Annotated in this window: 14 protein-coding genes; 4 read left to right on the forward strand and 10 right to left on the reverse strand. The window is 70.9% G+C overall.

Features of this window, described 5'->3' with window-relative positions; all coding sequences use genetic code 11:
- Nucleotides 1-73 precede the first annotated feature (73 nt).
- Nucleotides 74-937 (forward strand): hypothetical protein, encoded by an 864-nt coding sequence (locus ABEA43_RS24265; protein WP_345565121.1) that lies wholly within the window; start codon nucleotides 74-76, stop codon nucleotides 935-937.
- 61 nt (nucleotides 938-998) lie between these two features.
- On the opposite strand, the gene ABEA43_RS24270 is transcribed toward ABEA43_RS24265, so the two are convergent.
- The 3 genes from ABEA43_RS24270 to ABEA43_RS24280 are packed head-to-tail and all read right to left on the reverse strand — an operon-like array spanning nucleotide 999 to nucleotide 6,224.
- Nucleotides 999-4,202 carry an ATP-binding protein gene (locus tag ABEA43_RS24270; protein ID WP_345565122.1) on the reverse strand — a complete coding sequence of 1,068 codons (3,204 nt, stop codon included), beginning with the start codon at nucleotides 4,200-4,202 and terminating at the stop codon, nucleotides 999-1,001.
- Nucleotides 4,199-5,491 carry an oxygenase MpaB family protein gene (locus tag ABEA43_RS24275; protein WP_345565123.1) on the reverse strand — a complete coding sequence of 431 codons (1,293 nt, stop codon included), beginning with the start codon at nucleotides 5,489-5,491 and terminating at the stop codon, nucleotides 4,199-4,201. Before ABEA43_RS24275 ends, ABEA43_RS24270 begins: the two co-directional genes overlap by 4 nt.
- A 22-nt stretch (nucleotides 5,492-5,513) precedes the next feature.
- The gene (locus ABEA43_RS24280) at nucleotides 5,514-6,224 is read right to left on the reverse strand and encodes a Crp/Fnr family transcriptional regulator (RefSeq protein ID WP_345565125.1); all 711 of its coding nucleotides are present in this window, start codon (nucleotides 6,222-6,224) and stop codon (nucleotides 5,514-5,516) included.
- 179 nt (nucleotides 6,225-6,403) lie between these two features.
- Between ABEA43_RS24280 and ABEA43_RS24285 the strand changes: the two genes are divergently transcribed.
- Complete coding sequence (locus tag ABEA43_RS24285) at nucleotides 6,404-6,976, forward strand: RNA polymerase sigma factor (protein ID WP_345565127.1); 573 nt, start codon at nucleotides 6,404-6,406, stop codon at nucleotides 6,974-6,976.
- A 16-nt stretch (nucleotides 6,977-6,992) separates the two neighbouring features.
- Here ABEA43_RS24285 and ABEA43_RS24290 read toward each other — a convergent pair whose 3' ends face one another.
- The 7 genes from ABEA43_RS24290 to ABEA43_RS24320 form a co-directional block, all read right to left on the reverse strand.
- The gene (locus tag ABEA43_RS24290) at nucleotides 6,993-8,273 is read right to left on the reverse strand and encodes a hypothetical protein (RefSeq protein ID WP_345565129.1); all 1,281 of its coding nucleotides are present in this window, start codon (nucleotides 8,271-8,273) and stop codon (nucleotides 6,993-6,995) included.
- A 74-nt stretch (nucleotides 8,274-8,347) separates the two neighbouring features.
- Nucleotides 8,348-8,728 carry a hypothetical protein gene (locus tag ABEA43_RS24295; protein ID WP_345565131.1) on the reverse strand — a complete coding sequence of 127 codons (381 nt, stop codon included), beginning with the start codon at nucleotides 8,726-8,728 and terminating at the stop codon, nucleotides 8,348-8,350.
- Complete coding sequence (locus ABEA43_RS24300; protein ID WP_345565132.1) at nucleotides 8,725-9,144, reverse strand: hypothetical protein; 420 nt, start codon at nucleotides 9,142-9,144, stop codon at nucleotides 8,725-8,727. Before ABEA43_RS24300 ends, ABEA43_RS24295 begins: the two co-directional genes overlap by 4 nt.
- 103 nt (nucleotides 9,145-9,247) lie before the next feature.
- The gene (locus ABEA43_RS24305) at nucleotides 9,248-11,215 is read right to left on the reverse strand and encodes a beta-galactosidase (protein WP_345565134.1); all 1,968 of its coding nucleotides are present in this window, start codon (nucleotides 11,213-11,215) and stop codon (nucleotides 9,248-9,250) included.
- Between the two features lie 11 nt (nucleotides 11,216-11,226).
- Nucleotides 11,227-12,069 carry a carbohydrate ABC transporter permease gene (locus ABEA43_RS24310; RefSeq protein WP_345565136.1) on the reverse strand — a complete coding sequence of 281 codons (843 nt, stop codon included), beginning with the start codon at nucleotides 12,067-12,069 and terminating at the stop codon, nucleotides 11,227-11,229.
- Nucleotides 12,066-13,034 (reverse strand): carbohydrate ABC transporter permease, encoded by a 969-nt coding sequence (locus ABEA43_RS24315; protein WP_345565138.1) that lies wholly within the window; start codon nucleotides 13,032-13,034, stop codon nucleotides 12,066-12,068. Before ABEA43_RS24315 ends, ABEA43_RS24310 begins: the two co-directional genes overlap by 4 nt.
- A 1-nt stretch (nucleotide 13,035) precedes the next feature.
- Nucleotides 13,036-14,262 carry an extracellular solute-binding protein gene (locus tag ABEA43_RS24320; RefSeq protein ID WP_345565139.1) on the reverse strand — a complete coding sequence of 409 codons (1,227 nt, stop codon included), beginning with the start codon at nucleotides 14,260-14,262 and terminating at the stop codon, nucleotides 13,036-13,038.
- Between the two features lie 168 nt (nucleotides 14,263-14,430).
- On the opposite strand from ABEA43_RS24320, the gene ABEA43_RS24325 reads away from it, so the two are divergent.
- Together ABEA43_RS24325 and ABEA43_RS24330 are read left to right on the forward strand one after the other, a co-directional pair.
- Nucleotides 14,431-15,627, forward strand: coding sequence for an ROK family transcriptional regulator (locus ABEA43_RS24325; protein WP_345565140.1), 1,197 nt, complete (start codon nucleotides 14,431-14,433; stop codon nucleotides 15,625-15,627).
- A gap of 94 nt (nucleotides 15,628-15,721) precedes the next feature.
- The gene (locus ABEA43_RS24330) at nucleotides 15,722-18,259 is read left to right on the forward strand and encodes a discoidin domain-containing protein (RefSeq protein ID WP_345565141.1); all 2,538 of its coding nucleotides are present in this window, start codon (nucleotides 15,722-15,724) and stop codon (nucleotides 18,257-18,259) included.
- Nucleotides 18,260-18,270: the final 11 nt, after the last annotated feature.

Genomic DNA, 18,270 nt, shown 5'->3' on the forward strand with positions numbered 1-18,270 from the left:
TAGTGATCTTCGCGAAATCGGCCGCTATTGTGAACTTTCAGGGCACATCGGGACTCGCTGCTAGGGGGACGACGTGGCCAAGGGCTGCGGTTACGCGCTGGCATCGCTCGCGGCAGGCATGGCGATCCTGGCGATGGCCAGCGTGGTCTACGTGGAGATCGGCCCAGGGGCGGTGGTCCTCGCCCTGCTGGTGCTCCCGATCGTCCTCGGCGGCTTCGTCATCGTCCAGGACACGCTCCGCGTCAGGTCCATCGCCGCCGCCGAGGAACGCCTGCTGGCCCAGGAACGCGACCACGTCAGGCGCACGGTCGACTTCATCGCCGACCCCTCGCTGACCGAGGAGGCGCGGCTGGCGGTCATCGACTGCTTCATCCCCAGGCTCGGGCTGGACGCGGCGGCCTCGCCGTACCGGGACAGGTTCGTGGTGGTGCCAGACCTCGCGCCGTCCGCGCGGGCCCTCCTGGAACGAGCCAGGGGAGCCGTCGTGACGGTCTACGCCTCCGAGGTCATGCGCCGGCGCCTGCTGGACGGCCTGGCCAACGAGCTGCTGTTACCCCGGCAGATCTGGGAGATCGCCCTGCTGCTGTGGGTCCAGACGCACCTGCACGAGGAGCAGCGCGCGGCCCGTCAGGGGGTGGTGACGCCCGAGCTGCTGGCCGTGCTGGAGCCGCAGCAGCGGGCGCTGCGCCGCTCCATCGACGCGGTGACGGCCAGGGTGGAGAGCCTGGAACGGTACGCCCACCGGGTCCAGGAGGCGGACGCCGCCCTGCGTGCCCAGGCGGCGCTGGGCAACAACGAGAAGTACCGGGCGCTGCTGGCGCACACCGACGACGACGAGGGGATGCGCGAGCTAGAGGTCCACGGCGACGCGCTGGAGGAGACCCTGGCCAGGAGCGTGCGCCAGGCCATCGAGGCAGGGCAAACCCTGGAAACCTGACCGGCCGCCCGACCAGCACTGGACACGGCGCCCGACCGGCGCGCCGCCGCTCGGCCGGGCGTCAGGGCAGCCGCCGCTCCAGCAGCAGGGCCCCGCGGCCCGACAGCAGCGAGGCGCACCACTCGCGCAGGTCCGCCGGCTTCGGCCCGCTCACCCCGCCCGTCTCCAGCAGATCCGCCCAGTCCAGGAGGGACTCGGCGAGCATCAGCGGCACCCCGCGCCGCTCGTGGACCTCCGCCGCCGCCTCGAAGTGCTCGGAGGCCCGCTGCGGATCGCCCATCGTCACGCACAGGTGAGCCAGGTAGTGGTGGCCGCAGTGGTGCGCGACCGTGCCGTGCCCGAAGGTCTCCCCGTCGCCGGCCAGCGAGTCGTACAGGCGCTCGGCCAGCTCAGCCCGCCCCAGGTGCGAGGCCGCCACGGCCAGATTGTCCAGGGCGGGCCTGTGCGCCATGTTGCGCGGCGGGACGGCGCCCCGCTCGGCCAGGATGCGCTCCAGCAGCGGATCGGCCTCGTCGTCGCCCAGCTCGCACAGGTAGCGCAGCACCGCGTGCACCGGATCCACCCGGAGCGCCTGCGCCGCGCGGCGCAGCCGGTCGCGCAGCTCCCACAGCCGCCCCTGCAGCCGCCGGATCTCGGCGATCTGCTCGGAGTAGATGGCCACGGCCTCCAGCCGGCGGCCGATCTCGGTGCCCAGCCGCATGGCCGACTCCGCCTCGGACTCGGCCTGCGCCAGGTCCCCCTGCATCAGGGTCAGCCCGGCCTTGGAGTAGCCGATCAGCCAGTTGAGGTGCGGCTGCCCCAGCCGCCGCGCCAGCTCGTCGGCCTGGTCGAGCAGCAGCGCCGCCTTGGTCGCGTCGCCGCTGTCGAGCACCGGGGGAGTGCGCTGCACGTAGGCGTGGAACAGCGCCAGGTCGTCGCCCGTCCGGCGAGCCGCCTCCAGCATCTCGTCGCCGTCGCGGTGCCGCTGGTGCAGCGGGTCGGCCGGGATGATCGTCAGGCTGCGCATGCCGAGCACGCTGGCCAGGGTGCGCGGGTCACCCGACTTGCGGGCCAGGGCCACCGCCTCGTCGCTGAGCGCGAAGCGCCGCTCGCCGTCGGGCGCCCAGATGAGCTCGGAGGCGAGCTGGGCCGCCAGCAGCGCCCTGGTGCTCAGGTCGGTCGAGTCGACCAGCTTGCGCGCCTCGGTCAGCAACGCGATGCGCTGCGTGTCGGGCGCCGCGGACACGCTGGAGGCGCGGTCGCCGCCGAGCGCGGCGGTGACGATCAGGTCGTTGCGGCCGCATTCCCTGCCCAGGTCCGCCGCCCGCACCAGGGTCGGCCTGGCCTCCGGGTGCCCGGCCAGCCACATCGCCCTGCCGCACTCCATGAGCAGCTCGGCGCGCCGTTCGCGGCTCGCGCCGGGGAAGTCCTCCAGCAGGTCGAGCGCCCGCTGGTACCAGGTGACGGCCTCGCGGTGGGCCAGCCCGGCCAGGGCGTGCTGCGCCGCGAGCACGGCCGCGTCCGCCGCCGCGCTCACCCTGCCGGGGTCGCGGCCGTGCTCGGCGGCGGCCAGCAGGTGCGCGGCCACGACGTAGGGCCTGGCCTCCATGGCCTCGGGGTCCGTCTGGCGGAGCGCGTCGGCGACCCGCCCGTGCAGCAGCCCGGCGCGCGGCGCCGACAGCGTGGCGTAAAGAGCGTTCCTGGTCAGCTCGTGCGAGAAGTGGTACGGGCCGTTGCCGGTCGAGGTGACCAGGCCCGCGCCCATGGCCTCCTCCACCGCGGCCACGAACCTGGCCTCGTCCAGGCCGAGCCCGTGCCGCAGCTCCGCCGCCTCCAGCCGCTCGCCGACGGCCAGCAGGCTGACCAGGTCTCTGGCGTCCGGGTGGAGCTGCGACATCCGGGCCATGACCATCCGGGTGACCGAGTCGGGCACGGCCAGCGCGTCGAGGTCCTTGCCCGCGCTCAGCTCCCTGGCCACCTCGCTGATCAGGAACGCGTTGCCGCCGGTGATCCGGTGCAGGAGCCCGGCGTCGCCGCCGCCGCGCACCTCGCGCAGCGCGTCGGTGACCTCGTCGAGCCCGAAGGAGGAGACCTGGACGACGCGGCTGTCGGCGGTCAGCTTGTACAGCTCCGGCATGGCGGCGTCGACCGCCACCGGCCGCGAGGTGGCCAGGATGAGCAGCGGCAGCGCGTCGGCGTCCCACATGAGGGCGTGCAGCATCTGCAGCGACTCCAGCGTCGCCCACTGCAGGTCGTCGATCACCAGCAGCACCGGCCGCACGGTCGCCAGGCGTTCGATCAGCGTGCGGGCGGCCGCCATGAGGTGGTAGCGCTCCGACACGGGCTCGGTGGCCGGCGGCACTTGCAGCGACAGCGGCGGCGCGGCCAGGGAGGGCGCGAGCCGGACGAGCTGGCCGCACTGCTGGTCGACACCGGCGCGCAGGAGCAGCGCGGGCGAGGTGCGGGCCAGCCGCTCCACCGCCCCCGCGATCGGCTCGTACGCCTGCCGCGCCGGGTCCGTGCACCGCCCCGCCAGCACCGTGAACTGCCGCTTGAGCGCCCGCCTGGCCACCACGGACGCCAGCCGCGTCTTGCCGACCCCCGGCTCGCCCTGGAGGATCACCAGCCCGCTGCCGAACTCGGCCGCCGCCAGCTCGCCGTCCAGCGCCCGCAGCTCCTCGTCCCGGCCGACGAAGGGCAGCACGTGACCGTTGTTCAGCCAGGAGGCCAGCTCGCCGCTCTGGTGGTGGTCGGCGCTCTGCCAATGCAGCTCGTACGCGTGCAGCGGCTCGCGCAGCCCCTTGCCCGGCAGCCGCCCCAGATCCTTGAACTCGTGCCTGCTGCGCCCCTGCGCCAGCCGCCGCACCAGATCGGTGCAGAGCACCTGACCGCCGTCCGCCACGGCGACCAGCCGGGCCGCCTCGACCGTCGGCAGCCCGCTGACGTCGTCGTGACCCCAGCACACGTCGCCCGCCGCGAGCGCGGCCCTGATCGAGATCTTCTCCAGGGCGCGCTCGTTCTCGTCGGCCACGGCCTGCTCCACCGCGATGATCGCGTCCAGCCCGGCCGTGGCCGAGTCGAACACGGCCATCAGCCCGTCGCCGAGGCTCTTGGTGAACGTCGATCCGCTCGCGGTCACCACGGAGTGGAGCAGCTGGTAGAGGCGCCGGAACACCACGTTGGCGCGCTCCTCGCCCAGCCTGATCCGCATCGCGGTGGAGCTCACCACGTCGGTGAACAGGATGGTCGCCGTGGTGAGTGTGCCTGGCTCATGCGGGAGAGTCACGTGCGCAGCCCTTTCAGCCCCTGCGCGGGCGATCGTAGCGTCTGGCGTACGGTGCGGCGGATCTCGCGGGTCTTCACCGCCGGCTTCGACTGCTTGATCCGCCACGCACGGGCCAGCTCATCCGGGATCCTGAACGCCGCCTCCCCGCTGGAGTTGCGGTCGATCATGGCGACCACGATATGCCGTCCGACCCTGCGTACCAGCCAGCGAACCACACTGTCCACGGGTCCTGCCAGCCATGCGCGCCGATGCACCCCGCGGCCCGTGGCGAACAGGGCGGTGCACCACCAGGCCGGCTTCGGCACACCGAGCAGCTCGGGCACCCGGTCGGTCCCGTGCGGGGCGTCGCGGAACATCCAGTGCACCAGGCTGCGCGGCAGCTTGCGCCACCCCAGGTGCATGAACTCCTCCGTCTCCGTCAGGAGCCTGGCCATCAGCCGCCGGCCCTCGTCGCTGGGCTCGCACAGGCGGCCCAGACGCTCGCTGATCGGCTGGACGTCGTCGAGCGTGAGAGGTCCGTCGCGGCACGCCTCCACGCCCATGAGGTTGCCGAACACGCTCCAGGTGTAGAGGTGGGCGGCGCGCTGCTCGTCGGTCAGCGTCACGCCCATCGTCTCCAGGGCCTCCCACGTCACCACGGAGAAGTCGAACAGGGTGGCGAGCAGCAGCTCCTGGTTGACCGGGGGCCCGAACTTCTCGGTGTCCCATTGGTCGGCGTAGCGCTCCTTGACCAGGGCCCGCACGAACGAGTGCAGGATCCGCAGCCCGATCGCCGTCGTGTGCCCGGGGCCGCCCGGCGCCAGGCTGTTGGTGGCGTTCAGCCCCATCACGTCGACCAGCATCTGCCCGGTCTCGGCGACCCGGCGGGTGAGGCTGTGGGTGGCCAGGTTGGAGACGCCCGCCAGCACCTTGGCGCTGGACACCTCCGCGTACGCCATCGGCAGGCACGCGAAGAACAGCGCGGCCGACTGGTAGAGCCCGTAGTCGGCGAAGACCGCCTGCCCCCTGGCCAGCAGCTCGCGATCGTCTCCCCAGTCGGGCAGCTCCTTGGCGAAGTCGATGGCCTTGAAGATGCCCGCCGCGGGCGGCTCGCCGGCCGGCGCCCTGGCCTCCTGCTTGGCCGTCGCCAGCTCGGCCACCACCGCCTTCAGCAGTTCGAGCGGCCCGCCCTCCTCGGGCCGCTTCTCCAGATAGTCGGCGACCACCGCGTCGATCTCGGGGTCCGCCTGCCGCCTGAGCAGCCGGAATCTCTCCTCCGGCCAGCGCTCGGCGCTGTCGTGATCGTTCATGTGCCCCGTACTCCAGATTCGGTCAGAGCCCGCCCCGCTTCCGCAGGGCGGCGACATCCAGCAGCGTGATGGTTCGGCCTTCGATCGCGATGAGATTCCTCGACACGAGTGACTGCAGGGCCCGGTTGACCGCCGGCCGCGACGCGCCGATCAGCGCGGCGAGGTCGGACTGGGTCAGCCCGGGCAGGTCCACCACGCCGTCGGCCTGGCCGTGCTTGTCGGCCAGCTGCAGCAGCAGCTTGGCCAGCCGGCCGCCCAGGTCGAGAAAGGCCAGGTCGGCCGCCTGGTCGGTGAGCCTGCGCACCATGTGGCCGAGCATGCGCAGGAACTCGTCGGCCAGCCCGGGATGCTCGCGCATCAGCTCCAGCAGCCGCGCCCTGGGCAACGCGAACACCCAGGCGGGCCGCACGGTGACGATCGAGGCCGAGCGTGGCGAGCCGTCCAGCAACGCCATCTCGCCGAAGGTGTCGCCCCGGCCCAGCATGTTGAGCACGATCTCGTCGCCGTGCTCGGTGGTGAACACCACCTTCACCAGGCCGTCCAGCAGCACGTAGAGGGACTCCCCAGGGTCCCCCTGGTGAAAGATGATCTGCCCTGACCGGTATCTCCTCGCGAGCCCGGCGCGTGCCGTGCTCAGGATGCCGCTCTCTCCGAGTACGCGGAACAACGGGATCTCCGCCAGCACGGTCGCGACCGGCTGAACGTCGTGTGGAATCCCGCTGCGCCCGTTCATGCAAGAACTTTAGGCCGCATTCCGCGCCAGGGCAGTAAGTGGTAACCGATCCGCGGAATGTGACGAGGAACACATCCGCACTGTCACGTCCGAGACAGACCAGGAGGATCACTCGGCGCAACGTTGGTGTGCCGGCCGGTAATGGCCCCCCGAGAAGCCGGACCGGCAGGGAGAACGACATGCAGTTGGAGACCATCGAACGCCTCGACACGGCCGCGCTGGTGTCCGCCGCACAGGACGGCGACGCCGAAGCGTGGGAGCGGCTGATCGAGGAGTTCAGCCCGATGCTGAAGGCCCGCATCCGCCGCTTCAGGCTCAACCACGAGGATGCCCAGGACGTGCTCCAGACCACCTGGCTGCTGGCCTGGCAGAACCTCAAGAGCGTGGAGGACGGCCAGCGCATGGCCGGCTGGCTGGCCACGATCGCCTTCCGCGAGTGCCTGAAGCTGACCAGGCGGACCAGGGAGATCTGCACGCCCGACCTCGACTCTTTGGGCAGCACGGACGACGTGGACAAGGAGCTGGCCAGGATCTGGCTGGCCGGCACGCTGGCGGAGCTCGTCGAAGAGCTGCCGGCAGCGCAGCGAGTCCTGTTCAGAGCGCTCACGGAAACCTCCGAGCCCCACTACGTCGACGTGGCACGCAGACTGGGCAGGCCGGTCGGGAGCATCGGGCCCACCCGAGCCCGCTGTTTCGCGAAGCTACGCGGGCTCCTCCAGGCCCGCGAGATCACCAGAGACTTCCTGGACTGACCTGCTGTGCTGCCGCCTACTTGGCTGACTGGTCAAGCGGGATCGCCTCCAGGAACGGCTCGAAGTCGAAGCGCGACATCTCGTGGGCATCGGGGTCGCTCTCGGCCGGATACCGGTAGAGCCTGCGGCGGGGCTGGCGCAGCCCGGGGTTGCCGGCGAACATCTCGCTGACGGCCTCGGGGACCAGCCCCCGCGTCATTTCCGCGGCCAGGCCGTCGGCCACGTCCTGGTCGAACGGGATGTCATAGAGCGCGCCCACGTGCTGGTAGACGCGGAAGTAGCTGACGATGAAGCGCATCCGGTCGGGGTAGGACACCCAGTTGGCCACCCCCGCCGTGGACGCCTCCTGGTCCTCGGTGATGAACTCCTCGGCCAGCTTGCGCACCTTCTCGTTCTGGATCGGCGCCCACACCGTGGCCATGTCCACGCCCTCGGGCGCGGTCAGCGGCCGGCCGACCTTGATGTCGCTGAGTGGTGTGCGCACGGCGAACATGCGGCGCGTGTAGAGCGCGGCCCACTTCTCCTCCAGCGTCCGCGTCAGCCACGGCTGCCTCTCGTGCGGCGCGCTGAAGAGGCGGAAGCGGGGGAAGCGCCGCCGGGTCACCACGGAGCGCAGCGAGCGCCACGACACCCGGGTCAGCCATCTGACCGGCCGGTAGAGCACCAGCTCCAGCGCCTTCTGCGCGCGTGCCTGCTCGTACGCCGACAGCGCGATGTTGGCCCCCAGCATCAGCTCGGCCCGCACTGCTGGATCGGTGGCCTGCCTGGCCTCGATCAGCAGCTCGGCGGCGGACTTCAGGTAGCGCGCGTCGGCCGGCGAGAGCAGGTCGGTCAGGAACTCGGGGGGCGTCGGCGTCAGCTCCGACTCCGGGCTCACCTTCAGATAGCGGTCAGGCGTGTCGTTCCACAGGTTGACGGCCAGGCTGGCGGTCTCCAGGAAGATGGCCCGGTTGGCCAGCGCCAGCCCGAGCTCGTAGCTGGGACCGAGCAGGGTGAGCAGGCCCGCCCTGAACAGCCGGGCGAAGCGGGCCGGCACGCGCATCCGCCGGCCGAAGTCGGCGATGAACGGCGAGTCCGGCCCCAGGTCGAGGCTCTCTCCGACCGCCTTGGAGGTCCAGGTGGCGTAGCAGTACCAGTTGTTCGCGTCCCTGCCCAGATGCTGGGCGAGGTCCCCTGCGACGCGGTGGTAGCTGTAGGCGATGACCATGGCTTCGAGTGCCGGGCTCCGGTCTTTGTAGGCCGCGATGCGCAGCACGTCGTCCGCGGTCATCTCCGCGGTGATCGGCGTGTCGGACATGAGGTCTCCCGTTCGCTGTTCCTGCGCCCTCATGGGAGTCAGAGCGATCCCGGCGGCGCCAGATACAGGCGGCTTCAGATAACGTTCCCCGTGGCCGCCAGCCAGGAGCGTAGGGCTCGTGACTTGCGGCGGGCTTGCAGGACGCCGAGCGGCCGGATCGGCGTGTGCGGCGGCAGGAAGCGCAGCCGGAAACCCGCGCCCGCGCCGTCGATCTCGACGAAGGCCCGCAGCGGGTGCCAGCGCACCGAGATGTCCGCGCGGGCCAGGGTGAAGACGGTCTCCTCGTGCGTCACGTACGTCAGCAGGCGGTCCGTGGCCACCAGGGCGCCGATCGCGACGGCGCCGGGCCGGCCCGGATCCCACCACACGGGGTTGAGTACGAGATCGTCCCGGGAAACCATGACGGCTCCATCCGCCGCCGCCCCGGGCAGGCCGCCCGGGGCGGCGACTGTCATTCCTTCACCATAATCTTGCTGATCACCACGAATCCGCCGAGCGCCCCCGCGGTGCCCGCGGCCGTCGTGGTGGTGAGATTGACGACCAGGTCATATGTGCCCGGAGTGAGCTGGCCCCGCATCGGAATCGAGGCCGTGTATCTGCCGGAGCCAGGTGTGAAGGTCAACTCCACGGGCGGCGACGGATGTCTCGTCTCACCACCTCCGAGCAGGTCGGCGATGATCTCCAATTGCCAGCATCCCGCCAGCCAGTCGACCAGCTCGCCCGTTACCTCCCAGCTCACATCGATGGTCCAGCCCTCGCTACGCCGTACGACGGTCGTGGGTGTGGCGCCCGGATCCACAACCTGGCCGTGGAGAATACCGGCCAGCTGCTCGGCCGGTACTTTCATCACTTGAAACTCTCCGGTCGCCATTTCGATCTCCTCTCCGTGGGAACCAGGTCCCCGTGTGAAGGAGCAGAGTGGCGACACCGCCGGGTAAATACGCGCGTTCCCGGCGATGAATGCCGGACTTTCTTCAGGCCCGTTTGCCGGCGATCATCACCAGGTCCGCCGGGCCGGCCGTCACGACCGAGTCGCCGTTCAGCGTCACGCGGGCGGCGACCGCCGAGGACAGGTAGGCGTTGAGCCCCTTCACCACGAGGTCGTCGAGCCGGCCGCCGGCCAGGCGCAGCACCGCCGCGCCGCCGTCCGCGGCGATGATCTCGGCGCTCCCGTACGGCGTCCGCACGCCGATCGGGCCCTGGTTCCCGGTCTGGACGAGCACCGTCACATAGTGGACGTCCCGGTCCGGGTGGCTGCGCACGAACGCGTCGGCGGCGCCGTACAGGATGGGGTGGTCGCCGTCCGGCCCCTGCTCCGACGGGGTGAGCAGGGCGCAGGGCGCCAGGTGTTCGTCCAGCTCGGGGACGGGGCCGTCCACCAGGAGTCGGCCCCCGGCGGCGGCGTAACCGGCGAGCAGCCGCTGCACGCCCGCGTGCATGAACGGCCCGCCAGGCACGGTGACCGTCCGGTAGGCGGCCAGCTCCCCGGCCGTCGTGTTCTCCAGGTCCACGACGGCGTAGTCGAGGCCGCTGGCGCGCATCCGCTCGTGGAAGGCCAGCAGCGTCCGGCCGCACTGCGGGCCGGCCGGTCCGGACAGCGCGGCGATCCCGGCATAGGGGAGGTACAGCCCGAACGCGTCCCGCACCACGGGCGCGCACTCCAGGAACTCCGTTCCGTGCAGCGCGAAGAAGTCCGCCAGCGCCCGCACGACCGGCGCCTTGGCCGTGGCCGTCCCGTCCGCGTCGATCGGCGCGCAGTCCGGGTACGGGCCCGTGTGCGCCGCGTCGAGCTCCGGCGCCCAGCCCGAGGTCGCGACCCCGGTGTAGACGTTGAACCCGGTCGCCCCCGCCGCCATGGCCAGCAGCGACTGGTGGAAGCTGGTGGCCCCGTCGATGTAGGCCGGGTGGTAGAGCTGGGAGAAGCCCCAGTTCTCCTCCAGGTTCGGGCCGGGGGCGCGCTTGGCCGCGATCACGTAGCGGGCCTGCGCCTCATGGTCGTCCGACACCACGCCCATCCAGTTGGTGAACCCGTACGAGATGCCGTCCCACAGCTCGGGCCTGACCCTGGCCAGCCAGTCGTCCAGCTCGGGCACGGTCGGCGGGTTGAGATTGACGACGACCGGCAGGTCGGAGCCGACGGCCTGGGTCCAGACGCGGTAGACCTCGGCCAGGTACGCGGCGTGGAAGCGGCCCCAGTCCGCCTGCGCGAGCGAGCCGGAGGCCGCGGTGGGCGGGCGGATCTCCGCCCAGCCACTGAAGCCCGTCCCGTGCACGCCGTTGTACGCCTCCAGCGTCCCGTACCAGGAGCGCAGCAGGTCGCGGAAGAACGCCACCCCGGACGGGCTGTAGTCGTAGGCGGTCAGCGGCAGGGCCCCGCTGGTGTAGAGGCCCTCGTTCGCGATCTGCAGCGCGATGACGGGACCGCCGGCGGCCAGCACCTCCTTGCCCACCGCCGACAGCCACTGGGTGGCCTTGGCCAGGAACGCGGGGCCGAGCGGCGCGGGCAGCGGCCGTCCGGCGGCGGCGGACCCGTCCGCCCAGCGCGAAGCGGCGCCGGAGGCGTCCAGCAGCGGCTCGATCGAGGGATCCGCGTCCGGGCAGACCCAGTCGGGCAGCCCGCCGTAGGCCACCTCGGCGTGGATGAACGGGCCAGGCTTGGCGATCACCCGCAGCCCCAGCTCCTCGCAGAGCTCCAGGAAGGCGACGACGTCGGTGGACGGCCGCGTGGCGCCGGTGAAGTCGGGGGCCGCGCCCGGATCGGGCTGGTGGTGCCGCCAGGGCAGGTAGCAGGTGACCACCTCGATCCCGAGCTCGTCCCGCACGCCGCGCAGGCGATCGGCCCACACGGCCGGATCGTCGCGGTAGTAGGGATAGTCGGCGGTGACGAGCACCCGCGGCACGCCGTCGACGACGGCGACCCCGTCGCGGACCTCGATGATCACGCTTTTCCTCCTCAAGCCTTGAGCCCGGTGAATGCGATGCCCTGCAGAATGCGCCGCTGGAAGATCAGCAGCACGACGATCACCGGCAGGACGGCGAGCGTGGCGCCCGCCATGATGTAGTAGGCGCGCCCGCCGTCGGGGCTGGCCACGAGCTGCTGCAACGCCAGCGGCAGCGTGTACAGCTCGGGGTCGTTGGTGACGACCAGCGGCCACACGAGGTCGTTCCAGTGGAAGAGGAAGCTGGTGATCGTCACGACCGCCAGCACCGGCTTCGACAGCGGCAGCACGATCCGCCAGAAGATCTGCATCCGGCCGGCGCCGTCGATCAGCGCGGCCTCCTCCAGCTCGGCCGGGATCGACAGGAAGAACTGCCGCAGCAGGAAGATGTCGAGCACGGAGGCCACGTTCGGGACGATGAGCCCCCACCCGGTGTCGAACATGCCGAGCGCCTGCGTCACGTGGATGCGCGGCACCAGCAGGGTGATCGTGGGCACCATCATCCCGGCGAGCATGAAGACGAACAGCTTGTCGCGCCCCGGGAACGGGATCCGCGCGAACGCGTACGCCGCCAGCGCGTCGATCAGCAGCTTGGCCGGCACCAGGACCGCGCACACCCAGAGGCTGTTGACGAACGCGCTGCCGAGCCCGCCGTAGCCGAGCACGTAGTCGTAGTTGTCCAGCGTCGCGGCCCACTCGCCGGTCTTCTTGTCCAGCGGCAGCAGGCTGGGCACCTTGGTGTAGATGTCCTGGCCGTGCTTGACCGAGGTCGCCAGCATCCACAGGAACGGCACCACCGACACGGCCGCCAGCAGCACCAGGGCCACGTAGATGGAGGCCTTGCGGCTCTTCGTCACGACGCCTCCTGGCGGACGAACCGGAACTGCAGCGCCGTCACGATCATGATGAAGACGAGCAGGATGAACGACATCGCGCAGGCCGCTCCCATGGCGTCGTAGCGGAAGGCGAACAGGTAGAGGTGCAGCACGTACGTCAGGCCCGACTGCTCGGGGCCGCCCGTGACGCTGCGCCCGTTGCCGGAGAAGATCACGTACACCAGGCCGAACACCTGCAGCGCCGCGATCACCCCCGTCACGAGCAGGTAGAACGTGGTGGGCCTGAGCATCGGGAGCGTCACCCGCCAGAATCGCTGCCAGGGGTTCGCCCCGTCGATGATCGCCGCCTCCTGGATGGCCCCGGGGATGCCCTTGAGCCCGGCCAGATAGATGATCATCGAGATGCCGCACTGCCAGGTCGCGATGAACGCCAGCGCGGGGATGACCAGCTCGGGGGTGTTGAGCCAGTTCTGTCCCGGGATGCCGACCAGTTCGAGCACCGAGTTGATCAGGCCGTACTGCGGGTCGTAGAGCCAGCGCCAGATGGCGCCGACCGCTGCCTCCGCCGTGACGACCGGCAGGAACAGCAGCAGCCTGAACAGGTTCGCGCCGCGCCTGACGGCGTTCAGCAGCAGCGCCTGCACCATCGCGGCGACCAGGGTCATCGGCACGGCGATGAGCGTGTACTGCAGCGTGACCCGCACCGACTTCCAGAAGTGCGGATATTTCACGTCGTCGAACATCAGGTCGGTGTAGTTGGCCAGGCCCACCCAGCCGGCGTCGGAGCGCAGGTTCCAGTCGGTGAAGCTGTAGTAGAGGGCCGACAGGGCCGGATACAGCAGGAAGATCACGAAATAGGCGAGCGCCGGGGCGATGAGCAGCCAGGCGATGAGATGGTCGCGGCGGCGCGCCGCCGGGCGGCGCCGGGCCCGCCTCCCTGGGCCCGGCGCCAGTCCCGGCTTGTCGGCCAGCACGGGTGCGGTCACGTCAGCTGTTCCAGCCGAGCAGGGAACGGGTCTTGGCCGCCGCGTCCGTCAGCGCCTGCTGCGCGGTGACCTTGCCGATCAGCGCGGACTCGATGGCGGGAGCGATGATCTCGTCGTTGACCTGGATCCACTGCGGCACGGCGGGCCGGGCGTGCGCCACCTTGAGCTGCTCCAGGAACGCCGCCTGCTCAGGACCGCCCGCGACCGGCTGCGCCTTGAGGTGGACGGGGAAGCCGCCGAGCGCGTCGGCGACGGCGGCGTTGTTCTGGGCGTTGTTCATGAACGCCAGCCACTTCCACGCCAGGTCGGCGTTCTTGCTGGTGGAGAAGACCACCGAGTCCTCGCCGCCGATGTTGCCGGCCGCCTCGGTCTTGTACGGCAGCGGCGCCACGCCGAAGTCGAGGTCGGGGAAGTCGGCGTGGATCGTCGGCACGTCCCACGGCCCGGAGATGGTCATGGCCGCCAGGCCGTTCTCGAACGGCTTGTCCGAGTCGGTGATCTTGCGCGGGGAGGACTTCAGCAGGTCCACCCAGAGCTGCAGCGCCTCCACCGCGGGCGGCTGGTCGAACAGCACCTTCTTGCCCGCGTCGTCCACCATCTGACCGCCGGCGCCGTGCACGATGCCGGGGAACATCCAGGCGCCGTACCCGTCGCCCTTGGGGACGTTCATGCCGGCCACGTTCGCGTCGGCGGCGTGCACCTGGGCGGCGGCCTGCTTGAGCTCGTCCCAGGTCTTCGGCGGGGCCGGCACCAGCTTCTTGTTGTAGAACAGGGCCACGCAGGTCTGGTCCTGGGGCAGGCCGTAGAGCTTGCCGTTGGCGCGGTTGGTGTCGAGCGCGCCCTTGTAGAAGTCGGCCTCGGTGATCAGCCCGGCGGGCACCTCCTTGATCGTGCCGTCCAGGGCGTACTTGGAGACCAGGGGCTGGTCCAGGATGCCCGCGTCGGGGGCGCTCTTGCTGGCGACCGCGCTGCCCAGCTTGGTGTTGTAGTCGTCCTTCGGGATCTTGACGAGCTTCACCGTCACGCCGGGGTTGGCCTTCTCGAAGTCCTTGCGGACCTTCTCCATGACCTGACCCGCCTGCGGCGTGCGGTCCTGGTACATCCAGAAAGTCAGCTCTTTGGAGTCGCCCGACCCCTGGCCGGCGCCGCCGCCACAAGCGGCCAGCCCGTTCACGAGCAGGGTCGCGAGCGCGGCCACGGTGGCGCCTCGCACAAGTCCTCGGCTCATTGTCGTCTCCTCATCGGGGGGATGGGCAGACCATAATCTAAGCCTCGAAGAAAGTCAGGACCCGCCTGGGAAACGCTTCGGTAACGGCGCGTTCACGGCCCTGGGCTACAGCCGCTTTCGAGCCTTGAACTAACATGACGGAGCGATTCGGAGAGGACGGGGACGAGTATGGGCACGTCAGAGCGCAGGACCGTACGGGATCTGCGCAGGGGGAACCGGGCGATGCTGCTGCGCTCGCTCTATTTCGGCGGCCCGGCCAGCCGCAACGAGCTGTCGGCCGCGACCGGCCTCAGCGCGGCCACCGTCAGCACCATGACCGGCGATCTGCTCGGCGACCACGTCATCGTCGAGGCCGGCCAGGTCGACTCCGACGGCGGCCGGCCCCGCGTGCTGCTCAGGGTCAATCCGGACTACGGCTACGCGGTCGGCGTGGACGTCGGCGAGACGCAGGTCAAGGTCGAGCTGTTCGATCTGGAGATGAAGGAGCGGGCCAGGGCGCACTACGCGGTCCGCTCGGCCAAGCACGACCCCGAGCTGGTCGCCCGCCACATCCTGACCGGCGTCGACGCGGTGATCGCGGAGGGCGGGGTGGCCCCCGAGCAGGTGCTCGGCGTGGGCGTCGGCGTCCCCGGCATCGTCGATCCCGGCCCCGACGCGCTGGTGCGGGCCAAGACGTTCGGCTGGGAGTCGGTGCCGCTCGGCGCGCTGCTGCGGGCCGGCGCATCGCCTGAGCTGCCCCTGTACGTGGACAACGGCGCCAAGACCATGGGCCAGGCCGAGCTGTGGTTCGGCTCGGGCAAGGGCACCCGTGAGGCGATCATCGTGCTCATGGGCTCCGGCGTCGGCGGCGCCATCGTGACCGGCGGCGAGATCTACCGGGGCGCGGGCAAGGCGGCAGGGGAGGTCGGCCATCTGAAGATCGTCGCAGGTGGGCGGGCCTGCCGGTGCGGGGCCAGGGGATGCCTGGAGGCGTACCTGGGGGCGGAGGCGATACTCGACCGCGCGGGCGTCGTCGCCGACTCGGCCGAGGAGGAGGCCGCGCTGGCGCGGCTGCTCGAAGAGGGCTCGCCGGTCATCGACGAGAGCGTCGAGCTGCTCGGCGTGGGCCTGTCGAGCCTGGTGCACCTGTTCAACCCCGAGCGCATCGTCATCGGCGGCTGGGCCGGCCTCATGCTGGGCGGGCGGCTGCTCGATCGGATCCGCGCGGCCACCGCCGCGAACACGCAGGCCCAGCCGTTCCGGCCGGGGACGGTGGTGCTCGGCCGCCTCGGGCCCGACGCCGTCGCGCTGGGCGCGGCCACGCTGGTGCTGGAGCCGTTCTTCGGCAACGCCGCGTTTCGGGGAACGGTCTCCACTATTGCCTAAGTGTTAAATAAAGCATTGACACAAGTCGCGGCCACAGGCACGCTCTGCTCGATAGAGCGCTCTCTCACACACCCCCTGTTCGTGAGGAGAAGCAGTGCACCCGCGCCGAAGTCCCGCCCTCATCTGGGCTTTCATCGCCGCCCTGATCCTGCAGTGCCTGGTCGCAGGCCCCGCGCAGGCGGCCGACCCGCTCCTGTCGCAAGGTAAGACGGCGACCGCGTCGTCATCCGAGGGCGCCGGCACGGCGGCCGCCGCGGCGGTGGACGGCAACCCCGGGACGCGCTGGTCCAGCGCGTTCGGCGACCCGCAGTGGCTCCAGGTGGACCTGGGCGCCACCGCCACCGTCACCAGCGTGGTCCTGCAGTGGGAGGCCGCCCACGCCACCGCGTTCCGCGTCCAGGTCTCCGGCGACGCCTCCACCTGGACGGACGTCTACTCCACGACGACCGGCGCCGGTGGCACGCAGACCCTGAACGTGTCCGGCAGCGGCCGTTACGTCCGCGTGTACGGCACCGCCCGCGCCACCGCCTACGGCTACTCGCTGTGGGAGTTCCAGGTCTACGGCACGACCGGCGGCGGCACCGCCTGCGGCACCGCCAACGCCGCGCTCAGCCGCCCGGCCACCGCCTCCTCGTCGGAGGGCGCGGGCACCCCCGCCTCGGCCGCCGTGGACGGCAACGCCGGCACCCGCTGGGCCAGCACCTTCAGCGACCCCCAGTGGATCCAGGTCGACCTGGGCTCGGTCCAGCAGATCTGCCAGGTGGTGCTCCAATGGGAGGCGGCCTACGCCACCGCGTTCCGCGTCCAGCTCTCCAGTGACGCCTCCGCCTGGACGGACGTCTACTCCACGACGACCGGCACCGGCGGCACCCAGACCCTGGCCGTCTCCGGCAGCGGCCGTTACGTCCGCGTGCACGGCACCGTCCGGGCCACCGCGTACGGCTACTCGCTGTGGGAGCTCGCCGTGCGCACCACCGGCACCACCACCCCGCCCGGCGGCGGCGACCTCGGCCCCAACGTGCACGTCTTCGACCCGTCCATGCCGGCGGCCACCATCCAGTCCACGCTCGACTCGACCTTCACCCAGATGGAGTCGAACCAGTTCGGCCTGCAGCGCCACGCCCTGCTGTTCAAGCCGGGCTCCTACAACGTCAACGCCAACATCGGCTTCTACACCTCCATCGCCGGCCTCGGCCGCAACCCCGACGACGTCACCATCAACGGCCAGGTCAGGGTGGACGCGGGCTGGTTCGGCGGCAACGCCACCCAGAACTTCTGGCGCTCGGCGGAGAACCTGTCGATCACCCCGAGCGGCGGCACCAACCAGTGGGCGGTCTCCCAGGCGGCCCCCTTCCGGCGCATCCACGTCAGGGGCAACCTCAACCTGGCGCCCAGCGGGTACGGCTGGGCCAGCGGCGGCTACATCGCCGACAGCAGGATCGACGGGACCGTGCAGCCGTACTCGCAGCAGCAGTGGTTCACCCGTGACAGCAACATCGGCGGCTGGCTCAACGGCGTCTGGAACATGGTCTTCTCCGGCGTGGTCGGCGCGCCCGCCCAGTCGTTCCCCGAGCCGCCGTACACGACGCTCGACACCAGCCCCGTGACCAGGGAGAAGCCCTACCTGTACGTGGACGCGGCCGGGAACTACCAGGTCTTCGTCCCCGCCCTGCGGCAGAACTCGCGCGGCGTGAACTGGACCGGCGCCGGCTCCTCGATCCCGCTCAGCCAGTTCTACGTCGCCAAGCCGTCCGACACCGCGGCCACCATCAACGCCGCGCTCGCCTCCGGCCTGCACCTGCTGTTCACGCCCGGCATCTACCACGTCGGCCAGACCATCAACGTCACCAGGGCGAACACGGTCGTGCTCGGGCTCGGCTACGCCACGATCATCCCGGACAACGGCGTCGTCCCGATGCGGGTCGCCGACGTGGACGGGGTCAAGGTGGCCGGGCTGCTGTTCGACGCGGGCAGCGTCAACTCGCCCATCCTGATGGAGGTCGGCCCGTCGGGCTCGGCCGCCACGCACGCCGCCAACCCCATCTCGATCCAGGACGTGTTCTTCCGCATCGGCGGCGCCCACGCGGGCAAGGCCACCACCAGCCTGGTCGTGAACAGCGACAACACGATCATCGACCACATCTGGGCCTGGCGCGGCGACCACGGCGCCGGGATCGGCTGGACCGTCAACACCGCCGACACCGGCCTGATCGTCAACGGCGACGACGTCACCGCGTACGGGCTGTTCGTCGAGCACTACCAGAAGTACCAGGTCGTCTGGAACGGCCAGCGCGGCAAGACGATCTTCTTCCAGAACGAGATGCCGTACGACCCGCCGAACCAGGCCGCCTGGATGAACGGCTCCACCCGCGGCTACGCCGCCTACAAGGTCGCCGACTCCGTGACCTCGCACGAGGCGTGGGGGCTGGGGGCGTACTGCTACTTCAACGTCGATCCCTCCGTCGTCGCAGAACGCGGTTTCGAGACGCCGGTCGCGGCGGGAGTGCGCTTCCACGACCTGCTCACGGTCTCGCTCGGCGGCAACGGGACGATCGCGCACGTCGTCAACAACACGGGAGGTCCCGCGCAGGGCACGGACACGATCCCGGTGAAGGTGGTCACGTTCCCCTGAGCGTCACCTGA

It is taken from the genome of Nonomuraea rosea (assembly GCF_039539705.1).
Taxonomy (GTDB): Bacteria; Actinomycetota; Actinomycetes; order Streptosporangiales; family Streptosporangiaceae; genus Nonomuraea; species Nonomuraea rosea.

Bases quoted from the DNA above. Each gene is read 5' to 3' on its own strand.
- ABEA43_RS24320 (WP_345565139.1), bottom strand. From the start codon at position 14,262: ATGAGCCGAGGACTTGTGCGAGGCGCCACCGTGGCCGCGCTCGCGACC.
- ABEA43_RS24285 (WP_345565127.1), top strand. From the start codon at position 6,404: ATGCAGTTGGAGACCATCGAACGCCTCGACACGGCCGCGCTGGTGTCC.
- ABEA43_RS24275 (WP_345565123.1), bottom strand. From the start codon at position 5,491: ATGAACGATCACGACAGCGCCGAGCGCTGGCCGGAGGAGAGATTCCGG.
- ABEA43_RS24280 (WP_345565125.1), bottom strand. From the start codon at position 6,224: ATGAACGGGCGCAGCGGGATTCCACACGACGTTCAGCCGGTCGCGACC.
- ABEA43_RS24290 (WP_345565129.1), bottom strand. From the start codon at position 8,273: ATGTCCGACACGCCGATCACCGCGGAGATGACCGCGGACGACGTGCTG.
- ABEA43_RS24325 (WP_345565140.1), top strand. From the start codon at position 14,431: ATGGGCACGTCAGAGCGCAGGACCGTACGGGATCTGCGCAGGGGGAAC.
- ABEA43_RS24300 (WP_345565132.1), bottom strand. From the start codon at position 9,144: ATGGCGACCGGAGAGTTTCAAGTGATGAAAGTACCGGCCGAGCAGCTG.
- ABEA43_RS24295 (WP_345565131.1), bottom strand. From the start codon at position 8,728: ATGACAGTCGCCGCCCCGGGCGGCCTGCCCGGGGCGGCGGCGGATGGA.